At 69.2% G+C, this 22,740-nt stretch carries 23 protein-coding genes; 14 read left to right on the top strand and 9 right to left on the bottom strand.

Features of this window, described 5'->3' with window-relative positions; genetic code table 11:
• The first annotated feature begins 2 nt into the window (after positions 1 to 2).
• Positions 3 to 1,436: a WS/DGAT/MGAT family O-acyltransferase gene (locus tag NTM_RS08090; protein WP_170311969.1), complete on the top strand. Its 1,434-nt coding sequence runs from the start codon at positions 3 to 5 to the stop codon at positions 1,434 to 1,436.
• Positions 1,437 to 1,449: 13 nt separating this feature from the next.
• Here NTM_RS08090 and NTM_RS08085 read toward each other — a convergent pair whose 3' ends face one another.
• Positions 1,450 to 3,183, bottom strand: coding sequence for an HNH endonuclease signature motif containing protein (locus NTM_RS08085; protein WP_163765999.1), 1,734 nt, complete (start codon positions 3,181 to 3,183; stop codon positions 1,450 to 1,452).
• Between the two features lie 151 nt (positions 3,184 to 3,334).
• Here NTM_RS08085 and NTM_RS08080 point away from each other — a divergent pair, with 151 nt between their 5' ends.
• Together NTM_RS08080 and NTM_RS08075 are read left to right on the top strand one after the other, a co-directional pair.
• Complete coding sequence (locus tag NTM_RS08080; protein WP_104863992.1) at positions 3,335 to 3,637, top strand: hypothetical protein; 303 nt, start codon at positions 3,335 to 3,337, stop codon at positions 3,635 to 3,637.
• A 67-nt stretch (positions 3,638 to 3,704) separates the two neighbouring features.
• The gene (locus NTM_RS08075) at positions 3,705 to 5,099 is read left to right on the top strand and encodes an aspartate aminotransferase family protein (RefSeq protein WP_104865468.1); all 1,395 of its coding nucleotides are present in this window, start codon (positions 3,705 to 3,707) and stop codon (positions 5,097 to 5,099) included.
• Here NTM_RS08075 and NTM_RS08070 read toward each other — a convergent pair.
• Positions 5,096 to 5,725 carry a hypothetical protein gene (locus NTM_RS08070; protein WP_163765998.1) on the bottom strand — a complete coding sequence of 210 codons (630 nt, stop codon included), beginning with the start codon at positions 5,723 to 5,725 and terminating at the stop codon, positions 5,096 to 5,098. The genes NTM_RS08075 and NTM_RS08070 overlap by 4 nt on opposite strands.
• A gap of 124 nt (positions 5,726 to 5,849) precedes the next feature.
• Here NTM_RS08070 and NTM_RS08065 point away from each other — a divergent pair, with 124 nt between their 5' ends.
• Complete coding sequence (locus tag NTM_RS08065) at positions 5,850 to 6,293, top strand: hypothetical protein (RefSeq protein WP_179963905.1); 444 nt, start codon at positions 5,850 to 5,852, stop codon at positions 6,291 to 6,293.
• A gap of 91 nt (positions 6,294 to 6,384) precedes the next feature.
• Positions 6,385 to 7,152, top strand: coding sequence for an SDR family NAD(P)-dependent oxidoreductase (locus NTM_RS08060; protein WP_163765997.1), 768 nt, complete (start codon positions 6,385 to 6,387; stop codon positions 7,150 to 7,152).
• On the opposite strand, the gene NTM_RS08055 is transcribed toward NTM_RS08060, so the two are convergent.
• The gene (locus NTM_RS08055) at positions 7,118 to 8,752 is read right to left on the bottom strand and encodes a GGDEF domain-containing protein (RefSeq protein ID WP_232079656.1); all 1,635 of its coding nucleotides are present in this window, start codon (positions 8,750 to 8,752) and stop codon (positions 7,118 to 7,120) included. The genes NTM_RS08060 and NTM_RS08055 overlap by 35 nt on opposite strands.
• Before the next feature lie 109 nt (positions 8,753 to 8,861).
• On the opposite strand from NTM_RS08055, the gene NTM_RS08050 reads away from it, so the two are divergent.
• Positions 8,862 to 9,884, top strand: a complete 1,023-nt coding sequence (locus NTM_RS08050) for a CobW family GTP-binding protein (RefSeq protein WP_104865464.1) — start codon at positions 8,862 to 8,864, stop codon at positions 9,882 to 9,884.
• A gap of 1 nt (position 9,885) precedes the next feature.
• On the opposite strand, the gene NTM_RS08045 is transcribed toward NTM_RS08050, so the two are convergent.
• A complete protein-coding gene (locus NTM_RS08045) occupies positions 9,886 to 10,437 on the bottom strand; it encodes a DUF1697 domain-containing protein (protein ID WP_163765995.1) in 552 nt (183 codons plus the stop codon).
• Between the two features lie 29 nt (positions 10,438 to 10,466).
• Between NTM_RS08045 and NTM_RS08040 the strand changes: the two genes are divergently transcribed.
• Together NTM_RS08040 and NTM_RS08035 are read left to right on the top strand one after the other, a co-directional pair.
• Positions 10,467 to 10,856: a DUF2237 family protein gene (locus tag NTM_RS08040; RefSeq protein WP_163765994.1), complete on the top strand. Its 390-nt coding sequence runs from the start codon at positions 10,467 to 10,469 to the stop codon at positions 10,854 to 10,856.
• 34 nt (positions 10,857 to 10,890) lie between these two features.
• Entirely contained in the window at positions 10,891 to 11,406 is a 516-nt protein-coding gene (locus NTM_RS08035; protein WP_163765993.1) for a DUF4333 domain-containing protein, read from the top strand.
• On the opposite strand, the gene NTM_RS08030 is transcribed toward NTM_RS08035, so the two are convergent.
• Both NTM_RS08030 and oxc read right to left on the bottom strand, forming a co-directional pair.
• Positions 11,349 to 12,737 (bottom strand): AMP-binding protein, encoded by a 1,389-nt coding sequence (locus NTM_RS08030; RefSeq protein WP_163765992.1) that lies wholly within the window; start codon positions 12,735 to 12,737, stop codon positions 11,349 to 11,351. The two genes, NTM_RS08035 and NTM_RS08030, sit on opposite strands and share 58 nt — an antisense overlap.
• Positions 12,734 to 14,419: an oxalyl-CoA decarboxylase gene (oxc, locus tag NTM_RS08025; protein WP_163765991.1), complete on the bottom strand. Its 1,686-nt coding sequence runs from the start codon at positions 14,417 to 14,419 to the stop codon at positions 12,734 to 12,736. The genes NTM_RS08030 and oxc overlap by 4 nt, the downstream gene beginning before the upstream one ends.
• 109 nt (positions 14,420 to 14,528) lie before the next feature.
• Between oxc and NTM_RS08020 the strand changes: the two genes are divergently transcribed.
• Positions 14,529 to 15,176, top strand: a complete 648-nt coding sequence (locus NTM_RS08020) for an MOSC domain-containing protein (protein ID WP_104865458.1) — start codon at positions 14,529 to 14,531, stop codon at positions 15,174 to 15,176.
• A gap of 42 nt (positions 15,177 to 15,218) precedes the next feature.
• Here the strand turns inward: NTM_RS08020 and NTM_RS08015 are convergent, their stop codons facing one another.
• Positions 15,219 to 16,127 (bottom strand): NmrA family NAD(P)-binding protein, encoded by a 909-nt coding sequence (locus NTM_RS08015; RefSeq protein WP_232079655.1) that lies wholly within the window; start codon positions 16,125 to 16,127, stop codon positions 15,219 to 15,221.
• 65 nt (positions 16,128 to 16,192) lie between these two features.
• On the opposite strand from NTM_RS08015, the gene NTM_RS08010 reads away from it, so the two are divergent.
• From NTM_RS08010 to NTM_RS07990, 5 genes are all read left to right on the top strand, one after another.
• A complete protein-coding gene (locus NTM_RS08010; protein ID WP_163765990.1) occupies positions 16,193 to 16,807 on the top strand; it encodes a TetR/AcrR family transcriptional regulator in 615 nt (204 codons plus the stop codon).
• 65 nt (positions 16,808 to 16,872) lie between these two features.
• Positions 16,873 to 18,048 (top strand): mechanosensitive ion channel family protein, encoded by a 1,176-nt coding sequence (locus NTM_RS08005; RefSeq protein WP_163765989.1) that lies wholly within the window; start codon positions 16,873 to 16,875, stop codon positions 18,046 to 18,048.
• Between the two features lie 96 nt (positions 18,049 to 18,144).
• Entirely contained in the window at positions 18,145 to 19,227 is a 1,083-nt protein-coding gene (locus tag NTM_RS08000; RefSeq protein ID WP_163765988.1) for an LLM class flavin-dependent oxidoreductase, read from the top strand.
• Positions 19,224 to 20,576: an NtaA/DmoA family FMN-dependent monooxygenase gene (locus tag NTM_RS07995; protein WP_163765987.1), complete on the top strand. Its 1,353-nt coding sequence runs from the start codon at positions 19,224 to 19,226 to the stop codon at positions 20,574 to 20,576. Before NTM_RS08000 ends, NTM_RS07995 begins: the two co-directional genes overlap by 4 nt.
• Before the next feature lie 27 nt (positions 20,577 to 20,603).
• Positions 20,604 to 21,524 (top strand): phosphotransferase, encoded by a 921-nt coding sequence (locus NTM_RS07990; RefSeq protein WP_163765986.1) that lies wholly within the window; start codon positions 20,604 to 20,606, stop codon positions 21,522 to 21,524.
• Between the two features lie 3 nt (positions 21,525 to 21,527).
• On the opposite strand, the gene NTM_RS07985 is transcribed toward NTM_RS07990, so the two are convergent.
• A complete protein-coding gene (locus NTM_RS07985) occupies positions 21,528 to 21,902 on the bottom strand; it encodes a hypothetical protein (protein ID WP_179963904.1) in 375 nt (124 codons plus the stop codon).
• A gap of 90 nt (positions 21,903 to 21,992) precedes the next feature.
• A complete protein-coding gene (locus tag NTM_RS07980) occupies positions 21,993 to 22,709 on the bottom strand; it encodes an NUDIX hydrolase (RefSeq protein ID WP_163765984.1) in 717 nt (238 codons plus the stop codon).
• Positions 22,710 to 22,740: the final 31 nt, after the last annotated feature.

Here is a 22,740-nt window from a genome sequence, read left to right as displayed (position 1 = left end):
CCGTGAGCGCGAAAAGTGTCCGCCTTGGGCTCCAGGATCTGATGTTCATCTACGGCGAGACGTCGAAGTCGAAGATGCACGTCGCCGGACTGTTGCCGTTCACCCCGCCCGTCGATGCGCCGAGCGACTATCTGCGCCGGATGATCGATGACGCCCGGCGCCAGGAGATCCAGTCGCCGTGGAACCGCAAGCTCGCGTACCCGAGGCTGCAGTTCAGCCCGTTGCACAGCTGGGTGGTCGACGAGGACTTCGACTTCGACTATCACGTGCGCCGGTCAGCGCTGCCGTCGCCGGGCGACGAACGGGAGCTGGGCATCCTGGTGTCGCGGCTGCACAGTAACCCGTTGGACCTGACCCGGCCGCCGTGGGAACTGCATGTGATCGAGGCGCTGGAGGGCGGCCGGTTCGCGCTGTACGCGAAGGTGCATCACGCGCTGGTGGACGGGTACAGCGCGATACGCACGCTGGCACGCAGTCTGTCGACCGACCCGCAGACGCGGGACCCGCGGCTGTTCTTCAACGTCGCGCCACCGTCGCGGGAGCACCGCGACGACGCGGCCGGTGACGCGGGGTCGTCGAATCCTTTGACGGCGACACTGCGCGCGCTGGCCGATGTGGGGTCGGCGGTGACCGGGGGCGTCAGTTCGGCGGTCGATCTCGCGTCGGCGTTGGTGAACACCCAGATCCGGCGTGACGGCGACAATGTGAACATCGCAGGTTCGGTGTCGGCACCGCACAGCATCCTCAACGCACGGATCAGCCGCAACCGTCGATTCGCCACGCAGCAATACGATTTCGACCGGCTGAAGAAGCTGAGCTCGCAGCACGGTTCGACGATCAATGACGTGGCGCTGGCGATCCTCGGGGGCGGACTGCGAAAGTTCCTGTTGGACTTCGACAAACTGCCGGAGCGCTCGCTGGTCGCGTTCCTGCCGGTGAATGTGCGCCCGAAAGGCGATGAGGGTGGCGGAAACGCGGTCGGCGCGATACTCGCGCCGATGGGCACCGACATCGCAGATCCAGTGGAACGGCTCGACGTGATCACCGCGGCGACGCGCGCTGCCAAAGCGCAGTTGCAGTCGATGTCGCCGACGGCGATCCTCGCCTACAGCGCGGCGCTGCTGGCCCCGGCCGGCGGGCAGATCGCCGGCGCGGTGACGGGGGTTCAGCCGCCGTGGCCGCACACGTTCAACCTCTGTGTGTCGAACGTTCCGGGCCCACGGGAACCGCTGTACTTCAACGGTTCCCGGCTGGAGGCGACCTATCCGGTGTCGATCCCGATCCACGGGATGGCGTTGAACATCACGTTGCAGAGCTACGCGGACACCATCAACTTCGGGTTCGTCGGCTGCCGTGATCGCCTGCCGCATCTGCAGCGCCTCGCGGTGTACACCGGCGAAGCCCTGCGCGACCTCGAAGCCGCCTCCGAGGCATAGCTCCCCGGCCCTGTCAGAAGGGTGGTGGTTGGTCGGGGTCATTGTTTCGTGGTGGTGGGGGTTGCCAGTGTGGTGGGAGGGTTTCGGGTTCGAGGGGGTCGTTGACGAAGCGGGCGAACGGGCTTTTGCTGGGTGTGTGGTGGGCGAAGTCGCCTGTGAACAGTAGGTAGCGGCAGCGGAATCCGTTGCGCCAGCGCCGATCCCGGATTTCGTTGCGGGCCTTCTGGTTGCGGTAGCTGTTGTGTTCGCTGGTGTCGCGGTGAGCGTTGAGTCGGCGCCGTGCGGCGGTGATGCGCTGCTGCTCGCTGCGGTGCTGGGCGCGGCCCAGCCCGGGAAACAGCCCGATTCCGGCGGGGCGGGTGCGGTATTGGTGCCCGCTCGGGGAGGTCCAGATGATGGTGCCGTCGGGCAGTTGCCGGTCGTTCCAGCCGGTGTCGTGGGTTTTGTGGCGGTGGTGTGTGCGGCAGTAGCAGGCAAGGTTCCAGGGCACGGTCTGCCCGCCGGCGGTCGGGTCGTGGTGGTCGAAGGCGATGGTGTGGTCGATGTCGCAGCGGGTGGCCGGCACGTCGCAGCCGGGGAAGCGACAGGTCAGGTCGCGGGCGCGGATGAACCGTGCCAGCGCCGCGCTGGGCCGGTAGGTCACGGCTTGGCGTTCGTCGAATGGTGGGGCTTCGACCAGCCGGCGGGTGGCCTCGCGGGCCAGTTCGCGCACCAGTTCGGCGTCGATGATCCCGTAGCCGGCCAGATAGCCCGCAGTGTTGCTGTGCCCGGCGACGGTGTCGGCGGTGGCGATCACGTGGAGCACCACCTGCCGCCCCAACACCGACACCGGCCCCGGCCCCGGCCCCGGTGGTGCCGGTGCCGGTGCCGGGATCGGCTCGACCGCGGGCGCCTCGGCGGGCGGCTCGGCCTCAGGCGCCTCGGCGGGCGGCTCGGCCTCGGGCGGCTCCAGCGCCTCGGGCTCGGGTTCGGCGGCTGGTGGGTCGTGCTGCGCGGCCGCCGGGGGGACCACGACCAGACAGGGGCAGCCCGGATCCCCACAGCCACACCCGAACGCGCCACCGGTGTTGAGGGCATCGAACACATCAGCGCGGCGCTGAGTCAGACTGCGCGGATCACCAGGGCACACCTGTTTGGCCAGCATGCTCCAGCGGGCGTCCATCGCCGCGCCCTGCGACGCCGACATCCGCGCGCGCACCGCGGCCATCCCGTCCAACCCGGCGGCCACCGTGACCCGGCGCTCATCGAAGGCGGCCTGGCGGCGCCGCTTGATCGCCGCGGCATCGACTTCGGCGACCAACCCGTCGACGGCATCGCGCACCAGCTTGCGTGACCAGCGCGCCCAGGTGCGGATCCGCTCGGCCAGCGCCGCATCCAGGCGCGCCATGTGCTGCTCGGCAACCAGATCGGTGCGCTCGATGACCAACAGCACCGTCGGATAGTCGACCTCCCCGGCGGCCAGCAGTGCCGCCACCGCCGGCAACCGGGTGTGCAGCACATCGGCGTGGTGGACCAACTCCCGTGCCCGTGCCGGCGGCAGCCGCAACGCCGCCCCCACCTCGACCACCGTGCGCTCGAACGCGGTGATCAACGAGCGCACATCAGCCTCGCGGTCGATCTCCTCGACGGTGCGCCGCCCCAGCAACTCCGCGATCCCCGCCGAAGCCGCCGCCATTCCGATCGCGACCTGCCGATACGAATCAGCCACCCCCGAGACGACCCGCCCATCAGACCAACCATCGAACATGTGTTCGATGGTACCAGCGCCCACCGACTACTCGACGCACCTATTCGTGCCAACGGCCGATCAATCTCTGCCAACCGAAATGAACGCGCTGACCTGCTGGTTCAACCGATCAGAACACCAGGAAGCACCACCGCAGGGAAGAAGAACGATCATGAAGAAGCTCACCATCGCCACCACCGCCGCCGCCGCGCTGTCCGCCGGATTCCTGGGCCTGGCCGCCCCCGCACTGGCCGCCCCATCCGGCACCGGAGACGCCCAGGCGACCATCGCCCAGCTCGAAGCCCAGGGCAACCGGGTCATCGTCCACAAGCTCTCCGCCACGCCCCTGGCAGACGCCAACGTCGTCGGCGTCAACCGCGGACCCGCCATCCGCGGCACCGTCCAGGACAACTTCAACGACCGGCTCTACCAGAACACCATCACCGGACACGTCTACTACGTCAACGTCCGCTGATTCCCGCGAATCTGTGAGTTCCCCGGCGTCATTTCCGCTTCTGACGTCGGGGATCTACGGTTTAGGCGTGTTGAACGAGACGCTTGAAGAACTCCTTCCCAACGGCCTGACCGTCGAGGCGGCCCGCGCGGAAGCCGCTCGAACCTACGAGCTCGACCGGGCCCACGTATTCCACTCGTGGTCCGCGCAGGCCGAGATCACGCCCATGACGATCACCGCGTCGGAGGGCTGCTACGTCTGGGACGGCAACGGCAACAAGCTGCTCGATTTTTCGTCGATGCTGGTCAACACGAACATCGGTCATCAGCACCCCAAGGTGGTCGCCGCGATCGCCGACCAGGCCGCCAAACTGTGCACGGTCGCACCCCAGCACGCCAACGACGCCCGCTCCGAAGCCGCCCGGCTGATCGCCGAGCGCACCCCGGGCGAGTTGAACCGAATCTTCTTCACCAACGCCGGCGCCGACGCCGTCGAACACGCCGTGCGGATGGCCCGGCTGCACACCGGCCGCTACAAGGTGCTGTCGCGGTACCGCTCGTATCACGGCGGCACCGAGACCGCGATCAACCTGACCGGCGACCCGCGCCGCTGGCCCAACGACCACGGCAACGCCGGCGTCGTGCACTTCTTCGGCCCGTTCCTGTACCGCTCGCAGTTCCACGCCACCACCGAGGCCGAGGAATCCGAGCGTGCCCTCAAGCACCTGCACGACATCATCAAGATGGAAGGGCCGAGCACGATCGCGGCCATCATCCTGGAGTCGATCCCCGGCACGGCCGGCATCATGGTGCCGCCGCCGGGATACATCGCCGGCGTGCGTGAGATCTGCGACGAGTACGGCATCGTGTTCATCGCCGACGAGGTGATGGCGGGCTTCGGCCGAAGCGGAAAGTGGTTCTCCATCAACCACTTCGACGTGGTTCCGGACCTGCTGACGTTCGCCAAGGGGGTCAACTCCGGCTACGTCCCGCTCGGTGGGGTGGCGATCAGCCCCGCGATCGCGGAGACCTTCGCCCACCGCGCCTACCCGGGCGGACTGACCTACTCCGGCCACCCGCTGGCCTGTGCCGCCGCGGTCGCGACGATCAACACGATGGCCGAGGAGGGCATCGTCGAGAACGCCGCGAAGATCGGTGCCGAGGTCATCGGGCCCGGCCTGGCCGAGCTCGCCGCCAAGCACCGCAGTGTCGGTGAGGTTCGCGGGGCCGGCGTGTTCTGGGCGGTCGAACTGGTCGCCGACCAGCAGACCCGCGAGCCGCTGGCACCGTACGGAAGTTCCAGCGCGGCAATGAATTCCGTGATCGCGGAATGCAAGAAGCTGGGTCTTCTGCCGTTCGCGAATTACAACCGCATCCACGTGGTGCCGCCGTGCACCATCACCGCGGAGCAGGCACGCGACGGTCTGGCCATCCTGGACCGGGCCCTCGACGTCGCCGACGCGGCCACCCAACGCGAAAGCTAGCCCAGCTCTCCGCTGATACCTCGCTCCAACTCGGCGCGGGCTCGCTCGGGCAGCACGATCAGCCCGTCGAGCTCGCGCCGTGCGAGTCCGTAGGCCCGCTCGCGCTCCTGCTGGGTCGCCGCGTCGTCAGATGCCACCAACAGCAGCCGTTGCGCCCGCGCGAGCCGCTCCTGTTCGCCCGCCGAGAAATCGGTGCGACGCCGCCGGATGGCCTCGGTCTCGGCGATGTCGAACGCCGCCGCGTACTCCTGCACCGCATCCATGTACTCACGGGCCGCATCGCGGTCGTCCACCAGGTCGGCGATGTCGCCCGGACGAAGGAAATCGGCGCGCAGCTTGGCGCGGTGGAACCGCTGGGTCAGCGGATCCCGCATGTCCGTCATCAGCGGGAAATCCAGCAGTTTCGCGACGTCGAGTTCGTATTCGAGCCAGCGGGTATCCGTTCTGTCGTGTTCCTCGACCGCGCGGCCGACGATGCGCCGCTGGGTCGCGTCTGTTTGCTGCGTCGGTAACTGCCGCGGAGTTTTCGATCTCGCGGACGTGATCGCGCGGTAGGTCGCGTAGCCCGCACCGATCAGTGGCAGCAGGATGAGCAACAGTTCCACGAGCCGTATGACCAGTCCCACACCGCAAGCATGCCTCAGCGCTCATTTAGAAAACCTTCATAACTCAAGTGGTTTCAACGGCGCGCCACGCGGCAACCTCTCTGTCATGCGATACAAGACATCTGCTCTAGGAATTTTCGGACCTATGCTCTTCGCGGGCGCCGCGGCGACTGCCATCGCAACCGCGCCCCTGACCTTCGCGCAGCCGGCTCCGCCACCGTGCTTCAACGCTGACGGCACCCCGTGCGCCGACATCGGAACCGTCGGCCCCGGCGGTGCGGCCGGTGCCGTCCCCGGCGGCCCGGGTGGCGTTGCCGGACCTGATGGCGCCGCGGGCGTGATCCCCGGCGGCCCCGCCGGCGAGGCCGGCCCCGGTGGCGTCAGCGGCAGCACCAACCCCGGCGGCGTCAGCGGTGCCGCAGGACCCGAAGGCGCGACCGGCGCCATTCCGGGCGGCCCGGCGGGCACCGCCGGACCGGGTGGCGTTGCGGGCAGCACCAATCCGGGCGGCGTCAGCGGCGCCGCCGGACCTGACGGCGTCTCGGGCTGTATCCCGAACGTCGGCTGCGCCACCATCCCGGTCGGCTGACCCCTGACAATCTGACCAACTAACCCTTCACCGCGTGAAAGGCCGGACCATACGGTCCGGCCTTTCGGCGTCCCCGGATACGGTTGCCGGCATGGACACACAGCTGCTGGCCGGTCGGACGGTCATCATCACCGGCGCCGCGCGAGGAGTGGGCAAGGGCATCGCCACCGCCGTGGCGCTGCGGGGCGCGTCGGTGCTGCTCGTCGACCGCGACGGAGACCTGTTGGACGAGACCGCCCACGCGCTGCGCGACGCGGGACACCCCGTCGCGACGCTCACCGCCGACTTACGTGAAAACGACTGCGCCCAAGGTATTGTCCGCACGGCCGTCGACACATTCGGCTCGGTGCACGGTCTGGTGAACAACGCGATCGCGACCAACGAGCCGAAGCCGTTCCATGAGATCACCAGGGAGGATTACGACCTCGTCTTCGACGTCGGCCCGCGAGCGACGTTCGAGCTGATGCAGGCGGTCTACCCGGTCTTCGCCGACAACGGCGAGGGCAGCATCGTCAACCTCGGATCCGGTTCGGGCACAATCGGTCTACCGAAGTTCGGAGCCTACGCAGCCGCGAAGGAGGCGATCCGCGGGATGTCGAAGGTCGCCGCACTGGAATGGGGCAAGACCGGCATCCGGGTCAACGTGGTGTGCCCGTACGCAGAGACCGAGAGCATCAGCGTCTGGCGCGAATGGGATCCGAAGACCTACGAGCGCACCGTCCGCTCGGTTCCGTTGGGACGCTTGGGCGATGTCACCTTCGACATCGGGCCCGCGGTGGCCTTCCTGCTGAGTGACGAGGCGAGATTCGTGACCGCCCAGACCATCATGCTCGACGGTGGTGCGGCCGGCTTTCGCTGAGCCGCGAAACACAGTAGGTCGCGAGCACCTGCGCCATCGGCGCGATGTCGAAGAGCTGCTGATACCCGTCGTGGGAGAAGAACTCGATCAGGTAGCAGGTCTGTCCCGCCGGGACGCCGACACCGAGGACCGCCTTGTAGCCGAGCCGGCCGAGCAGCGCGGTCTCCGCGGGGTCCGACCCCTCCAGTCCGGTCGCGGCGACGAACCACGTGCCCTCCCGCACCGCGCGCGCCGTGGCCGGATAGTCCTTCAGCGAGTACACCGGCGGGCCGAGTTCGGTCAGCACCGACAGCCCCGAATCCGGCCGGAACACGGCGTCGACGCTGCGCACCGACCGCAGCGAATCATGGTTCTCACCGCATTCGGAGATCGACCAGGCCGCGGTGCCGATGACCTGCTGCACCTGCAGCGCTAGGATCTCCAGCGCCGCCGGAATCGCCAGCCCTTTCTGATGGTCCAGGATTCGTACCATGATTCCCGGAAGGTCCTCGGCACCAGGTGGTTTGATCGCGTTGCGATCGCGGCTGTCGATGCCGCCCTGGACGACCGAGGTGGTCACCCCGGTGCTGAAGCGCGCCGGGCCCTGGCGTTTGGCCTCGCGCAGCGCGGCGTCCGCGGCCGCGATCAACTGGTCGCCGCTGCGGATGTCGCGGCCAACCGCAGCGGCGCCCCACGACATCGTGACGTCACTGTCGAGTGTGGCGCGGATGGCCTTGGTGGCGTCCATCGCGAACACCTGTGCCGCCGCCAGGGTGGCGTCCGGCAGCACCACACAGAACTCGTCGCCGCCCAGCCGCGCCGCGACCGCGCCGTCGATGGTGTTCGTCAAGCGGCTCAGCCCTGACGCGACGCTGCGCAGGATCTGGTCCCCCGCCGGGTGCCCGTCCCGGTCGTTGATCCGCTTGAAGCCGTCCAGGTCACACACCAGAGCCACCGGATATTCTGTGCCCCAGTTGATCTGGTCCAGATGCCGATCCAGTGCCCGCCGGTTCGCGATGCCGGTCAGCGGATCCTCGAACGCATAGCGCCAAACCGTGGTCAGTAGCTCGGAGCGACCGATCGCCACCGCGGTCTGCGCGGCGATCGCCTGCAGCAGCAGAATGTCGCTGTCACCGAAGCGGCGCCCGTTGGTGCCGGTGGCCCACAACGTGCCCCACATCGACTCCCCGATCATGACGGGTACCGCCAGCTCACTCTCCTTTCCGAGCTGGGTCAGCAACTGCCGCGACTCCTCCGGGCAGCCGTCGTCCTCGACCGCATTCGCGTAGGAGATGCCCTTCGCGAGCTTGGTGTTGATGCTCGAATCGGGTGTGATCTCGTAGAGGTCGTCCTGCGGCCAGCGTTGCTCGTCCGCGGCGAGCGCACCGGAATTGTGCAGGATCCGCAACGCGGCCAGATCCTGCTCCAGCCGACAGATCGACAACGTGGCGGCGTCCAGCGCCGCGCGGGCCTGCTCGGCAATGACCTCGAGCACCTCGTCGAAGTAGTGCGCCCGCAGCACCGCATCCGAGATGCGCAGCAGAGCGTGCAGGGCGGGGATCTCGGTGGCGGCGTCGCGGTCTGGAGCGTGGTCGAAGTCCCCCGCGGTAGCACCCTGCACGCGCCTTGCCCCCCATACGCCGACGAATGTGGCGCAATGCGTCATATTACCGATCTGACTGGCACGCCGGGCGGTATGCGCACATCCGGTCCCGGTAACCTGCCCTGCTGTGCAGCCGATACCCGTCATCGCGCTGACCGGCTATCTCGGCGCGGGCAAGACCACGTTGCTCAATCACGTGCTGCGCAGCCCCAATGCCAGGATCGGCGTGGTCATCAACGACTTCGGCGAACTCAATGTGGACGCCGGACTGGTGACCGGGCAGGTGGACGAGCCGGCCTCGATCGCGGGCGGCTGCATCTGCTGCCTGCCCGACGAGGGCGGGTTGGACGTCGCGCTGGAGCGCCTGGCCGACCCGAAGCTGCGACTCGACGCGATCATCGTCGAGTCGAGCGGGCTCGCCGATCCGGTCGCGGTGTCACGCATCATCCGGTTCAGCGGGGTCGACGGTGTCCGGCCCGGGGGTGTCGTCGACGTGCTCGACGCCGCCACCCACTTCGACACCGTCGACCGGGACGCGACCCCGCCCGCCCGCTACGGCGCCGCGACGCTCGTCGTCGTGAACAAGCTCGACCAGGTCCCCGCCGCCGGGCGCGCCGAGGCGCTCGGCAGGATCGAGAGCCGGGTGCACGAGGTGAACCCGCACGCCCACGTCGTCGGCGCGACGGCCGGACGGATCGATCCGGCCCTGCTCTACGACATCGCGGCGGCCGAACCGGAGAGCGGGCAGCTGTCGTTTCGTGAGCTGTTCTTCGACGCGGAGCCACACGAGCACGACCACGACCACGTGCACGCGGACTCGGTGACCGTGCGCAGCGACGGCTGCGTCGATCCTGCGGCGGTGCTCGACGTGCTCGACGACCCACCGCCCGGGGCCTACCGGATGAAGGGCACGATCGCGGTGCGCTACCGCTCGACCACACGCCGCTACACCGTCAACGTGGTCGGCCCGACCGTGCACGTCGCCGACGCACCGGCCCGCGCCGAGGCCAACAGTCTCGTCGCAATCGGGATGGGCCTGGACACCGCCGCGGTGCGGGACCGCCTGCGGGCCGCGCTGACGCCCGTCACCGGAACTACTGCCGCCCAAGGAATCCGGCGACTACAGCGGTACCGCAAGCTCAGTATCTGAGTCAGCCCGAGCCGTCCAGGATCGCCGCCATCTTCGACGTCGTGGCCCAGTTCCGGATCGTCATCAGCCGGTACTGCGGGGTTCCGACGATCCGGTTCATCTTGCTCTTGGTCCGCTCCGCGCTGAGCCGGGTGAAGTACACGACGCCGGGCCCCGGCCAGGCCTGGTCGACACCGTCACGCAGCTGGACCACCTCCATCGCCTCCTCGGCGGTCAGCGGCGCCTTGAGGAAGACCACGTCGCGGTGGTGGTCCTCGGCGCGCGCGACGAACTCCGACGGGGCGTCCCCGACGATCGCGCGCATCTCGCGCCGGGACCGCACGACCACCACCGGAAGGCTCTCCAGCCGGTCGGCCAGCAGCCCTTCGATGGCGGGCTCCAAGGTCTTTCGCGGCCCGCCGAACTCGAACGCGACGTTGCCGGACTGGATGTAGGTGGTGACGCCGGCGAACCCGGCGTCGGTGAACAGCGCACGCAGATCGGCCATCGAGATCATGTTGCGGCCGCCGACGTTGATCCCGCGCAGGAAAGCCGCATACCGTGTCGACCCCATGCCGGGCGACGCTACGCGATACTGGGCTGATGGAGGAGCGAAACGTCCTGGGCGGACCGTTGGAGCCTTGCGGCACCGAACCTTTGACCGGTTTCTACCGTGACGGGTGTTGCAGCACCGGCGACGAGGACCTGGGCCTGCACACCATCTGCGGCGTCGTCACCGCGGAGTTCCTGGCGCATCAGCGCTCCATCGGCAACGATCTGTCCACCCCGATGCCGGCCTACCGGTTCCCCGGACTGGTGCCGGGTGACCGTTGGTGCGTCACCGCACGGAACTGGCTGCGCGCACATCAGGACGGGCACGCCTGCCCGGTCGTACTCGCCTCGACCCACGAGCGCACCCTCGACACCGTGCCATTGGAGATCCTTCGCCGATACGCCGTGGATGTCCCCGATGACCTGGCAGATCTCCAGTAGACGCGGCCCCCGCGCCTCTTTACGATCCTGATTCATGGTGAAGAACCTGCTGATCTCCTGCGGCGCCGCGCTGACGATGACCGCGTGCTCGTTCTCGATCGGCGGGGGTCTGGACTACCAGAAGCTCGAGGACGAGATCACCAAGGAGCTCGACACCAGCTACTCCTCGATCGGCCGGCAGGTCTCCAGCCTGGAGTGCCCCGAACAGTCGCCGAGCCCGAAGAAGGGTGACACGCTGGAGTGCACCGCCGACGTCGGCGGCCAGACGGTGCGTGTCGCGGCGACCATCAAGGACGACGACTACAACGTCGACTTCGAGACCAAGGACACGCTCTACGATCTGCCGTCGGTCGCGCAGACGCTCGCCGGCGAGGTGTCCGACAAACTGGGCTTCGAGGTCACGGTGGACTGCGGCGACGGGTTGAAGGCCGTCGAGGTGGGCGCGACGTTCGACTGTGTGGCCGCCGATCCGGAGGGCGAGACCCGCACACTTCAGGTCACGGCGGCGCCGGTCGGCGAAAGCGACAGCTGGGAGTTGCTCGAGGAGTGAGCCAGCGCGGCGCGGTCGATGTCGCCCTTGGCGGTCAGCGGTAACGCGTCGACGATCGCGATGTGCTCGGGCACTTCGTACTTCGCGAGCCGTCCGCGGCAGCCCGCGATGAGCTCACCGGTGGTCGGCCGGATGCCCGGTGTCGCGACGACGGCGGCGCCGACCCGCTCGCCGTACACAGGGTCAGGCAGCGGGAAGACGGCCGCCTGCGCGACGCCGGGGCATCCGGCGAGTATCTGTTCCACCCGTTCCGGCGAGATCTTCTCGCCGCCGCGGTTGATGATGTTCTTGATCCGGCCCGTGACGGACAGGTTTCCACTGGCGTCGATGGCGCCGAGATCGCCTGTGCGCAACCATCCTTCGACGAAGGTGCCGCTGCTGAGCGCCCGGTCGCCGAGGTAGCCGCGGGCGATGGCCGCACCGGTGACCCAGACCTCGCCGTCGACGATCCTCGCCGTCGCCGCGGCGGGTGTGCCGACGCTCCGGCGGCGCACATCGGTGGTGTCGCCGAGCGTGCAGCCGCTGACGTGGTGGGTCGCCTCGGTCATGCCGTAGGCGGGGAGCACCGGCACCCCGAACTCCGACTCCAGACCGGCTGCGGTCTCGGGTGCCAGCGGTGCGCTGCAGCTGCGCACGAAACGTAGCGCCGCGGCGGCCCTGGTGGTGTCACCGGGCCGAGTTTCTCTGGTAGTCAAGGCGATCCGATGAACCGTCGGGACCGCGGTGTACCAGGTGGCCCTCGCGGCGGCCAGGTCGTCGCGGAAGGTGTGGGCGCTGAACCGGCCTGCGGCGGGCAGCAGCACGGTGCCTCCGACGGTCAGGCTGGTCAGCAGCGTCGCGATCAGGCCGTGGCCGTGGAACAGCGGCATCGCCGCGACCGTCGAATCGGCCTCGGTGAGTCCGTAGGTGCGCGCGACCGACGCCGTCGATGCGGTGATCGCCTGCCGGGTCCACGGCACCATCTTCGGGATTCCCGTGGTGCCCGAAGTGAACATGACCATCGCGTCGTCGTCGGTGAGACCTCCGGGTCCGCCGTGCCGCAGGCTGCCGAGCAGGTCGAGCCGCTGCCGGGTGCCCGACTGCGGTAGCGCGGGGTCCATCGGCGCAACGATCAGACCGGCGCGGATCGCACCGAGCAGGTCGACGACGAACTCGGCGGTGTTGGCGGCGGTCAGCGCGATGACGTCGCCGCGACGGAACCCGTGGTCGGTGTGGGCGCGGGCGGCTCCGGACACCGCGGCGTCGAGTTGTCCGTAGCTGATCGTTTCGCGGGCGGAGCCGACGATCAGTGCGGTGGATCGGGGCGGGTGGACGCTCAGGTCGACGGTCATGCCGGCTCCTTCACGACGGTCGGGTTCAGGTTGGTCAGATGTCCGCTCTCGGTCCCGTCGGCCGGGTCGATCAGGCAGTCGAGGAGCGCGGGCCTGCCCGAGGTGATCGCGGTCTGCAGCGCGGACTCGAGCTCTCCGGGTGTCGTCACCGAATAGCCTTCCGCGCCGAAGGATTCGGCGAGGCGGTGATATCGGGTCGACTGCAGCAGCCGGGTCGGCGCGGGATCGTCGGACAGCGGGTTCGCGTCGTTGCCGCGGTAGATGCCGCCGTTGTTGAACACCACCACGGTGACGGGAAGCCGGTACCGGCAGATGGTCTCCATCTCCATCCCGGAGAAGCCGAAGGCACTGTCCCCTTCGATCGCGACGACCGGCGACCCGGTCTCGACCGCCGCGGCGATCGCGTAGCCCAGGCCCACCCCCATCACCCCCCAGGTGCCGGAGTCGAGCCGGTGCCGCGGGACGTGCATGTCGACGACGTTGCGGGTCAGGTCCAGGGTGTTCGCGCCCTCGTTGACCAGGTAGACGTCCCGGTGTTGCGACAGCACGTCCCGCACCGCGCGCAGCGCCGGGTGGAAGCCCATCGGCCCGGTTCCGGTGTCGGCGACCAGCCGTGCTGCCATCTTCAGCTTGTTCTCGACGACTTTCGCGTGCAGCGCGCCGCGCCACGGGTGCGGTGTGGTGATCCCCGGCGTGGCGGGGTGGCGGTTGAGCGCGTCCATCACCGAACCGATGTCGCCGAGCAGCGGCGCCGCGATGGGCTGGTTGCTGTCCAGCTCCGCCGGGTCGATCTCGACCTGGATGAACTGCGCGTCCGGATTCCATTGCGGCGCCTCGCCGTGGCCGAGCAGCCAGTTCAGTCGCGCGCCGACGAGCATCACCACGTCGGCCTGCCGCATCGCCAGCGATCGGGCCGCCGCCACCGACTGGGGATGGTCGTCGGGCAGCAGTCCTTTGGCCATCGACATCGGCAGGAACGGGATCCCGACGGTCTCGACGAAGCGCCGGATCGCGTCGTCCGCGCGGGCGTAGGCGGCCCCCTTGCCGAGCACGATCAGCGGGCGGCGGGCGCCGGCGAGGAGCGTGACGGCACGCGCGACGGCGTCGGGCGCCGGGAGCTGGAGCGGCGCCGGATCCACGACGCGTCGCAGCGACGCCGCGCCGATGTCGTCGTCGACGACCTCGGCGAGCACGGCGGCGGGGATGTCGAGGTAGACGCCGCCGGGTCGGCCCGATGTCGCGGTGCGGATCGCCCGGGCGACCGCCAGCCCGATGTCGGCGGCGCGGTCGACCCGGTACGCCGCTTTCGCCAGGGACCGGGCGACCGCGTACTGGTCCAGTTCCTCGTAATCGCCGCGGCCCAGGTCCACCACCGCGCGGTCACCGGAACCGGCGATCTGGATCATCGGGAAGCAGTTGGTGGTCGCGTTGGCCAGCGCCACCAGCCCGTTGAGGAATCCCGGGCCCGACACCGTCATACACACCCCAGGCCTGCCGGTCAGGAAGCCCGCGGCCGCAGCGGCGTGCCCGGCCGCGCTCTCGTGCCGGAAGCCGAGGAACCGGATGCCGCTCGCCTGGGCCAGCCGAGCCACGTCGGTGATCGGGATCCCGACCACGCCGTAGATCGTCGATACGCCGTTGAGTCCCAGCGCGTCGACGACGAGATGTGCACCGTCGGTCATCGCTTCAGCCTGGCCCCGGACGCGCGCGATGTCTGCGGCGCTGGCCGCCAATGCGGTTACCTGCTAGCCGGAAGGAAGAAGCCGGCCTGCGATGCGGTTAGCTTCGGGTATGGCATCGGTACTGACCGTCAACTCGGCGCCCACCCCGGTCGATCTGGGACGGCGCCGCTCCGGGATCGACAAGCGGCCCAGCACCGGCCCGCTCGAGGTGCGCGCCCCCGGCCCGCGCAAGGGTGGTCTGGGCAGCGGCGTCGTCGGCGATTCGGTCTGTGACAGCAAGCACCACGGCGGCGACGACCAGGCGGTGTACGCGTACGCCCGTGAGGACCTCGACCGCTGGGAGGGCGAGCTTGACCGCGAGCTGACCAACGGCATGTTCGGCGAGAACATCACGACGTCGGGGGTGGATCTGACGAATCTGCTCATCGGCGAGCGGTGGACCGTCGGCGAGGAAGGCCTGGTGCTCGAGGTGACCAGTCCGCGCACGCCGTGCCAGACGTTCGTGAAGTGGCTCGGGATCCCTGGCTGGATCAAGACGTTCACCGCGATGGGCCATCCCGGCGCGTACTTCCGGGTCATCGAGCCGGGGACGATGCGCGCCGGCGACCGCATCGAGGTGATCTCGCGGCCGGACCACGACGTCACGATCAGCATGGTGTTCCGCGCGTTGATGGGCGAGTCCGCGCTGTACCCCGCGCTCGCCCCCGCCGACGCGCTGCCCGACAAGATCAAGGCGCAGGTCGCCAAGCGCAGCTAGGAATCGCGGCCACCAGCCGGCGCATGATGTGTTCGACGATGCTCACCGGAAGCTCGCGGCGTTGTCCCGCAGGAACTCTCGCAGTCCCACGGGTTGTCTGCCGATCCATCCGGCGATCGTCGCCGGATCGGCGGCCATCGCGGGACCGCCACCGGCGACCACCTGTGCGACCGACGAGATATGTTGCGCCATCGCCGCGTTCACCACTTCCCCAGGGCGGGCGGCGGCGGTGTCCTCCAGCTCCCGGCGCCACTGCTGCGCGCTGACCGGTTCGTAGAGGACCGGATGCCCCAGAACTTCGGTGAGCAGACCGGCGATCTGGTCGTGGCTGAGCATCTCGGTGCCGCCCGGGTAGACGACCGGCCCGGCGAAGCGCTCGGGATGCAGGATCGCCGCGACCGCGATCTCGGCGGCGTCGCGGCCGCTGATCCACGGAACCGGTCCTCGGCCGAACGAGTTCCGCATCGTGCCGTCCCTGCGGACCGTGTCGGCGTGCAACACCGGGACGTTCTCGTGGAACAACGCGGCGACCCGCAGGATCAGCAGGTCCAGGCCCGCCCACTCCAGTACCTGCTCGGCCAGCCACTGGGCCTGCCCGAGCCGGCTCGGATGGTCGCGATGGGCCGGCCCCATCGACATCACCACGGTCCGGGGTGATGTACCGGCCTCCAGGACCGCCGACGCGTAGTGCGCCGCTGCGGGCACGACGCCCGCGGCGATCGGATACGTGAAGTACACGGTGTCGACTCCGGTCAGGGCCGGCACCAGGGTGCGCCGGTCGGTGAGGTCGCCGACGGCGATCTCGGCCCCCATCTCGACGAGGCGCTGCGCTCGTTCGTCGCGGCCACGGACCAGCGCCCGCACGGGTCTGCCGTCCTCCAGCAGGCGTCGAACGAGGTACTGCCCGGTGCTTCCGTGTCGGCCGGTGGCGCCGAAGACGAGGACGGTCACGATCGGCGACGGTACCGCCGATCGAACCGAAAGTAAACCGATCGGTGTAGTTGTATGCTGACCCGGTGCCGAACTCCGAGGTCAAGCCCCGGCGCGGCGGTCGTGGCGCCCGCGACCGGATCCTGCGCGCGGCCACCGACCTGTTCTACCGGGAGGGCATCCACGCCACCGGGGTGGAGAAGCTGTCCCAGGCCGCTGAGGTTTCCAAGCGGACGTTCTACCAACATTTTCCGAGCAAGACCGCCCTCGTCGAGGACTACCTTCACGGAATCGACGAACGCGGCGGCACACCCCTGGAACGGCGCCTCGACGCCAAGGACACCAGCCCCGGGGACCGGTTGCTGGCGATCTTCGACTCGGTCGCCTTCGACTCGGTGGCCCTCGACGCGGGGGCGGCGCCCCGGTTCCGGGGCTGCCCGTTCCACAACGCGGCGGTGGAGTCTGCCGGCGAACTCGCCGGCGTCGACGAGATCGTGCGCGCCCACAAACACCGCTTCGCGCAGCGGCTGACCGCCGTCGCGGCCGAGGCCGGCGCCGAACACCCGGCGCAACTGGCTCAGCAACTGCTCGTGCTGTTCGAGGGCGGCACCGCACTGGCGACCTCGCTCGACGATCCCGCACCTCTGGCGCACGCCCGGTCGGCGGCGGAGGTGCTGATCGCCCATTGCGGTGTGACCTGAGTCCCATCTGAGCGAATCGGCGTCCGAGAGGTGTCCGAGGCCGGTGAGCCGGGAACGCAACCGGCATGGAGGACACCACCAGCCTCGAATCCGCCACCCATCTCGCCACGGACGCCGCCTGGATCGCGGGTGCCGTCGCCATCGCCTATGCCATCGGTCTCGCGGTGACCTGGCTGCTGCAACGCCTCGGCAGGCGCAGCCTGCTGATCCACGACACGGCCGTGCTGACCCGGATGCCACTGCGCGCAACCCTCGTGCTGATCGCCGCGTCGACGGCGGTGCGCCGCACCGTCGACATCGGCGCCAGCTGGCGCGGCTGGGTGGACCATGCCCTGGTGATCGCGCTGATCGCGTGCTTCACCTGGATGCTCGCCCGCCTGGTGCGCGTGGCCGAACGTCAGGTGATCACCCGGTTCGCCGGCGGTGACGAAGGGCTGACCGACGCCGACCGGCACCGGCGAAAGATCAAGACTCAGGTGCTGACACTGCGCCGTATCGCGGTCGCGATCGTCGTCCTTCTCGGCGGCGCGGCCGCGTTGATGACGTTCCCGTCGTTCAGCGACATCGGCAAGACGCTGTTCGCGTCCGCCGGTGTGCTGACCGTCGTCGCCGGCCTGGCGGCGCAGACCTCGCTCGGCTCGGTGTTCGCCGGCGTCCAGATCGCGTTCTCCGACGCGATCCGTGTCGGCGACGTGGTCGTGCTCGAAGATGAGTGGGGCCGCATCGAGGAGATCACGCTGACCTACGTCGTGGTCCGGCTGTGGGACGAACGCCGATTGGTCCTGCCGTGCACGTACTTCACCAACACCCCGTTCCAGAACTGGACGCGCAACGCGACCGAACTGCTCGGCACGGCCGAACTCGACGTGGATTTCACCGTGCCGTTCGACGCGATGCGCGCCGAGATGGACCGGCTGCTGAGAGCCAACCCGAAGTGGGACGGCCGCGCGGGCGTCCTGCAGGTCACCGATGCGGTCGACGGGCTGGTCCGGGTGCGGATGCTGGTCAGCGCCAAGGACGCGGGACAGTTGTTCGACCTGCGCTGCGATATCCGGGAGGGCATGGTGTCCTGGCTGCAACGCACCAATCCGGGCGCGCTGCCGCGCCGGCGTATCGAGCACGCGAGCTCCGCGGACCGGGAGATGCAGGGTCAGCCCGCAGCACGCGATGAGCCGCAGGCGGACTCCGGGCTTTTCAGCGGCAGCGCCACGGCAGAACGCCGCGGACGCGTGTTCAGCTAGGCCCTTTCGGCTGTCCCTGAGCACAACCCTCGGCCGGCGGGCCGGCCCGGGGAATGCTTTCGGCGAGGTCCACCGTTGACCCCGAAAGTGAGAGCCATGACAGGGCCCGACCCGCTGCTGCTCGCCGTCGCGCTCTCGGCCGCCGGCCGGCATCCGGCCGCGTGGCGCGAACCCGACGCCCGACCCACCGAACTGCTGACACCCCGGTACTGGGTCGACTTGGTCACCGAGGCCGACCGCGGCGGAATCGATCTCGTCACCTTCGATGACGAACTCGTGCTGCAACCCGAGGGGGTGCGAGGCCGGCTCGACGCGGTACTGACCGCGGCCCGGGTCGCACCGCTGACCCGCCGCGTCGGGCTGGTGCCGACCGCAGTCGCGACCCATACCGAACCGTTTCACCTGTCCAAGGCCGTCGCGACACTCGATCACGTCAGCACCGGACGCGCCGGGATCCTCGTCGAGGTGACCGCGAGTGCCGACGCGGCACGACACTTCGGCAGGCGCGAGGTTCCCACCTCTGGCCGCGAGCTGTACGACGAGGCCGCCGATTACGTCGAGGTGCTTCGGCGGCTGTGGGACAGCTGGGAGGACGGCGCCGAGATCCGCGATGCAACCACTGGACGGTTCGTCGATCGGAACAAGCTGCACTACATCGACTTCGAGGGCCGCTGGTTCTCGGTCAAGGGGCCCTCGATCACACCGCGACCGCCACAGGGCCGGCCGCCAGTCGCCGCGACGTACACCGATGACGACAGCGGCGACTTCGTCGCAGGGGCCGACATCGCCTTCGTCCCGGCAGGCACCGTGCCGCCGGTGGACGCTCGGACGTTCGTCGACCTGGTGGTCTTCCTCGACGACTCCGCCGAGCGCGCGGTCGCACGCCGCCGACGGCTCGACGGCCTGCACGGATCCGAAGTCGGCTTCCCGACAGAGGTTTTCACCGGTACCGCAGTCCAGCTCGCCGACCGATTGGAAGACTGGCAGCGGGCCGGCGTCACCGGGGTCCGGCTGCATCCCGGCGCCCTTCCCCACGATCTGATGCAGATCTCGGCGCACCTGACCGGCGAGCTGAGCCGCCGCGGCCTGGCCAACCAGCGGACGGGCACGCTGCGTGACGTCCTCGGCCTGCCCCGGCCCGTGAACCGGTACGCCACCGCCGGAGAGGATGCGCGATGACCAGGCCGCTCAAGCAGATTCACCTCGCCGCACACTTCCCGGGCGTCAACAACACGACGGTGTGGAGTGATCCGGCGTCGGGCAGCCACATCGACTTCGCCTCGTTCGTGCACTTCGCGCAGACGGCCGAACGCGGGAAGTTCGACTTCATGTTCCTGGCCGAGGGCCTGCGGCTGCGCGAGCAGAACGGCCAGATCTACGACCTCGACGTCGTCGGCAGACCGGACACGTTCACCGTACTGGCCGCGCTCGCCGCCGTCACCGACCGGCTGGGGCTGACCGGCACGATCAACTCGACCTTCAACGAACCCTACGAGGTCGCCCGCCAGTTCGCGTCCCTGGACCACCTTTCCGAGGGCCGGGCGGCGTGGAACGTCGTGACGTCCTGGGATGCGTTCACCGGTGAGAACTTTCGCCGGGGAGGGTTTCTGCCGGAGTCCGAGCGCTACACCCGCGCCGAGAGCTTCCTGGCCGCGGCACACACGCTGTTCGACTCGTGGCCGGAGCACGCGATCGTCGCCGACAAGGACGAGGGACGTTTCCTGGCCGATCCGCACGCCGGCGAGTTCACCTACACCGACCAGCATTTCGACATCAGCGGACGGTTCAACGTGCCCCGCAGCCCGCAGGGCAGACCGGTGATCTTCCAGGCCGGCGACTCCGACCGCGGACGCGACTTCGCCGCGGCCGCCGCCGATGCGATCTTCTCCCGGCACGGCACGCTTGAGGCCGGCCGGCAGTTCTACGACGACGTGAAAGGCAGGCTGCACAAGTTCGGCCGACACCGCGACGACCTGCTCATCCTGCCCGCGGCGACCTTCGTGCTCGGCGACACCGACGCCGACGCAGCCGAGATCGCTCACGAGGTGCGGCTGGCGCAGGTGTCACCGCAGACCGCGATCAAGTTCCTGGAACAGCTGTGGAACCGGGACCTGTCCGATCACGATCCCGACGGGCCGCTGCCGTCGGTCGATCCGGTCGTCGGCGAGAACACCATCGCCCGCGGACGCGCCAGCGTGCGGATGTACCGGGACCCGGTCGCGACGGCGAACGAATGGCGGGCCAAGGCCGAAGCCGAGAACCTGACGACGCGTGAGCTCATCATCGAGATCACCGGGCGGCAGAACTTCATCGGATCCGCGTCCACGGTCGCCGAACAGATCAACGAGCTCGTCCAGGCCGACGCCAGCGATGGCTTCATCCTGGTCCCGCACGTCACGCCGGCCGGCCTGGACCCGTTCGTCGACTCGGTGGTGCCACTGCTGCAGGAGCGCGGCGTGTTCCGCGCCGACTACACCGGCAGCACACTGCGCGAACACCTGGGCCTCGGAGAAAATGGTTCGAGGTGACCGGGGCCGGGTCTCTAGGCTGGCCGGGTGACGCCCGAAGAGCTCGCCGAGCGCACCCGCCGCGCCACCGACGCCGCGGTGGCGGCCGGTCGCGAGCTCGGGCTGCGGATCGAGCAGCCAACGGTGCTGCACGACGTGTTCTCCGTGGTCGTGCACCTGCGGCCCCAGCCGGTGGTGGCGCGGATCCCGGTGGTGTCGACGGCGAATCTGCAGCCTGACCGTCAGAACGCAAGGCAACAGAGGGAACTCGACGTCGCCGCCTGGCTGGACGCGCATGGTGTCCCGGTGGTCCCGCCGTCCGCGCGGGTGCCGCGGCGCCCGGTCCGCCGAGACGGCTTCGCGATGACGTTCTGGGAACTCGCCGACGTTGCCGAGGATCACGAGCCCTACCGCGGTGTCGACCTGTCCTACAGCGTCACTCTGCATGAGGCGCTGCGGGACTATCCGGCCGAACTGCCGTTCCTGTCCCCGTTCAACGACGGGCTGCCGGAGATGATCGCCGAACTGCGCCCGCAGCGCGGACTGACCACCTCCGACATCGAGCGCGCCCGTGCGGAATTCGACCGGCTTCGGGCGGTGCTGGCCGACCGCGAATCATTCCACCGCGCGTTCGCGGGCGTGCCGGTGCAGCCGGTTCAGGGAGATGCCCCGTCGCACAACGTGATCCGGACACGCGCTGGCATCCTGTTCTCGGATTTCGAGGACATCACCTGTGGGCCGGTGGAATGGGATCTGGCGATGCTCGGCGAGGAGGCCATCACCGCATACGATAGGGCCGCGCACGAGCGGGGTCTTCGGCGGACCGACCCCGAGGTGTTGCGGGCCATGGAGTCCGCACGGCGCCTGCAATTCGTGGGGTGCTTCACGCTGATCCCCCAGCTACCCATCCTGGCCGCACCCCTGACCGAGGCGCTCGACGACTGGCGCGCCACACCGGAGTTCGGCTGAATCTCAGACCGGCAGGCCGTAATCCATCGGCGGGCCGTCGGGGCCGATCGCCGCCCGGTCGGCGATCGCGGTGGCGACCGCGACACCGTCGCGAATCACACCGTGGACGACGACATTGCGCGGCATGACACCCGGCAGACCGATCTGAGCGGTCTCCGGGGTGATCCGGAACGTCGTGCTCTGACCGTCGGCACCGACCATCGTCATCGACTGCGGTGACGATGACGTCACCTGCCCGGCGAGCTGGATCTGCTGCGGCTGCCGCGGCTGCTCCGGCACGGAGGCGGCGGCGGCGGCTTGGAACTGCTGCGGCGGCTGCGCCGGCGGTTCGAGGATCTCGGCGGTGACCAGCCATCCGGCGGCGCCTGCGGCTGCCATCATCGACACCGTCGTCAGGTGTCGTGCTAACGGATGGCTCATCATGCCCGTGGGGCTACCCGAACGGCCGCCTCAGCAAACGAGCCTCCGCTACTTCCAGGCGAATACCGGCTGTTCCAGGCCGTCAACCGGGTCATCGCGCCCCTCAAGGCACAGCCACCTCAGCTGTAACAGGACCGCGCCGGTCGGAGCGTGGATCAGGTCGTTGCCCAACGGGATCTGCACCACCGGGCGCGGGCTCTCGGGGATGGTGATGAAGCGCGGTGAATCTTCGCGCAGAAGCTGGTGCAGACCCACCCGATAGACCGCGACCACCTCGTCGGGGGACGGTCGCGGGTCCAGCCGTCCCCCGCCCCAGACCACCACCGGCGTGATCACGTACCCCGACCGCGTCGGGTAGTCGTCGAGCAGGCCGAGCACCGCCGAATCCGGTAGCCGCACACCGACCTCCTCGTCGAGCTCCCGCAGCGCGGCATCGACCACCGACTCCCCCGGATCGAGCCGGCCCCCGGGCAGCGCCCACTGCGCCGAGTGAGACGACAACCGAGAAGCCCTGCGGCACAGAAAGAACGCCGCCCCACCGGAGACGTCGACCATCCGGCCGTCGAGGTCCCCGGGCATCGGCCGGCCGGCGATCCAGTCGTCGACCGGGGCCGGGTCCACCCGGTCCTCCCCGGCCAGGGAATCGACGAGTACCACCGCCACGGCAGCGTGTCGCTTGGACGGATCCGTCACGGTACGGCGGTCGTGGCGGGTGAGGCGCTCGGCGATCACGTCGCGCAGCCCGTCGTCGTAGCTGATGGTCACCACTGGAGCGTAAGACGTGCAGCGTAAGGCG

This window comes from Mycolicibacterium parafortuitum (assembly GCF_010725485.1).
GTDB lineage: Bacteria > Actinomycetota > Actinomycetes > Mycobacteriales > Mycobacteriaceae > Mycobacterium.
The sequence above is the reverse complement of the archived record's forward strand: the minus strand, read 5'-3'. Positions and strand labels throughout refer to the sequence as shown.

Excerpts from the sequence above, each read along its gene's own strand:
- NTM_RS08085 (WP_163765999.1), bottom strand. The coding sequence starts at position 3,183 with ATGTTCGATGGTTGGTCTGATGGGCGGGTCGTCTCGGGGGTGGCTGAT.
- NTM_RS08080 (WP_104863992.1), top strand. The coding sequence starts at position 3,335 with ATGAAGAAGCTCACCATCGCCACCACCGCCGCCGCCGCGCTGTCCGCC.
- NTM_RS08065 (WP_179963905.1), top strand. The coding sequence starts at position 5,850 with ATGCTCTTCGCGGGCGCCGCGGCGACTGCCATCGCAACCGCGCCCCTG.
- NTM_RS08060 (WP_163765997.1), top strand. The coding sequence starts at position 6,385 with ATGGACACACAGCTGCTGGCCGGTCGGACGGTCATCATCACCGGCGCC.
- NTM_RS08045 (WP_163765995.1), bottom strand. The coding sequence starts at position 10,437 with ATGGGGTCGACACGGTATGCGGCTTTCCTGCGCGGGATCAACGTCGGC.
- NTM_RS08040 (WP_163765994.1), top strand. The coding sequence starts at position 10,467 with ATGGAGGAGCGAAACGTCCTGGGCGGACCGTTGGAGCCTTGCGGCACC.
- NTM_RS08035 (WP_163765993.1), top strand. The coding sequence starts at position 10,891 with ATGGTGAAGAACCTGCTGATCTCCTGCGGCGCCGCGCTGACGATGACC.
- NTM_RS08030 (WP_163765992.1), bottom strand. The coding sequence starts at position 12,737 with ATGACCGTCGACCTGAGCGTCCACCCGCCCCGATCCACCGCACTGATC.
- oxc (WP_163765991.1), bottom strand. The coding sequence starts at position 14,419 with ATGACCGACGGTGCACATCTCGTCGTCGACGCGCTGGGACTCAACGGC.
- NTM_RS08020 (WP_104865458.1), top strand. The coding sequence starts at position 14,529 with ATGGCATCGGTACTGACCGTCAACTCGGCGCCCACCCCGGTCGATCTG.
- NTM_RS08005 (WP_163765989.1), top strand. The coding sequence starts at position 16,873 with ATGGAGGACACCACCAGCCTCGAATCCGCCACCCATCTCGCCACGGAC.
- NTM_RS08000 (WP_163765988.1), top strand. The coding sequence starts at position 18,145 with ATGACAGGGCCCGACCCGCTGCTGCTCGCCGTCGCGCTCTCGGCCGCC.
- NTM_RS07995 (WP_163765987.1), top strand. The coding sequence starts at position 19,224 with ATGACCAGGCCGCTCAAGCAGATTCACCTCGCCGCACACTTCCCGGGC.
- NTM_RS07985 (WP_179963904.1), bottom strand. The coding sequence starts at position 21,902 with ATGGCAGCCGCAGGCGCCGCCGGATGGCTGGTCACCGCCGAGATCCTC.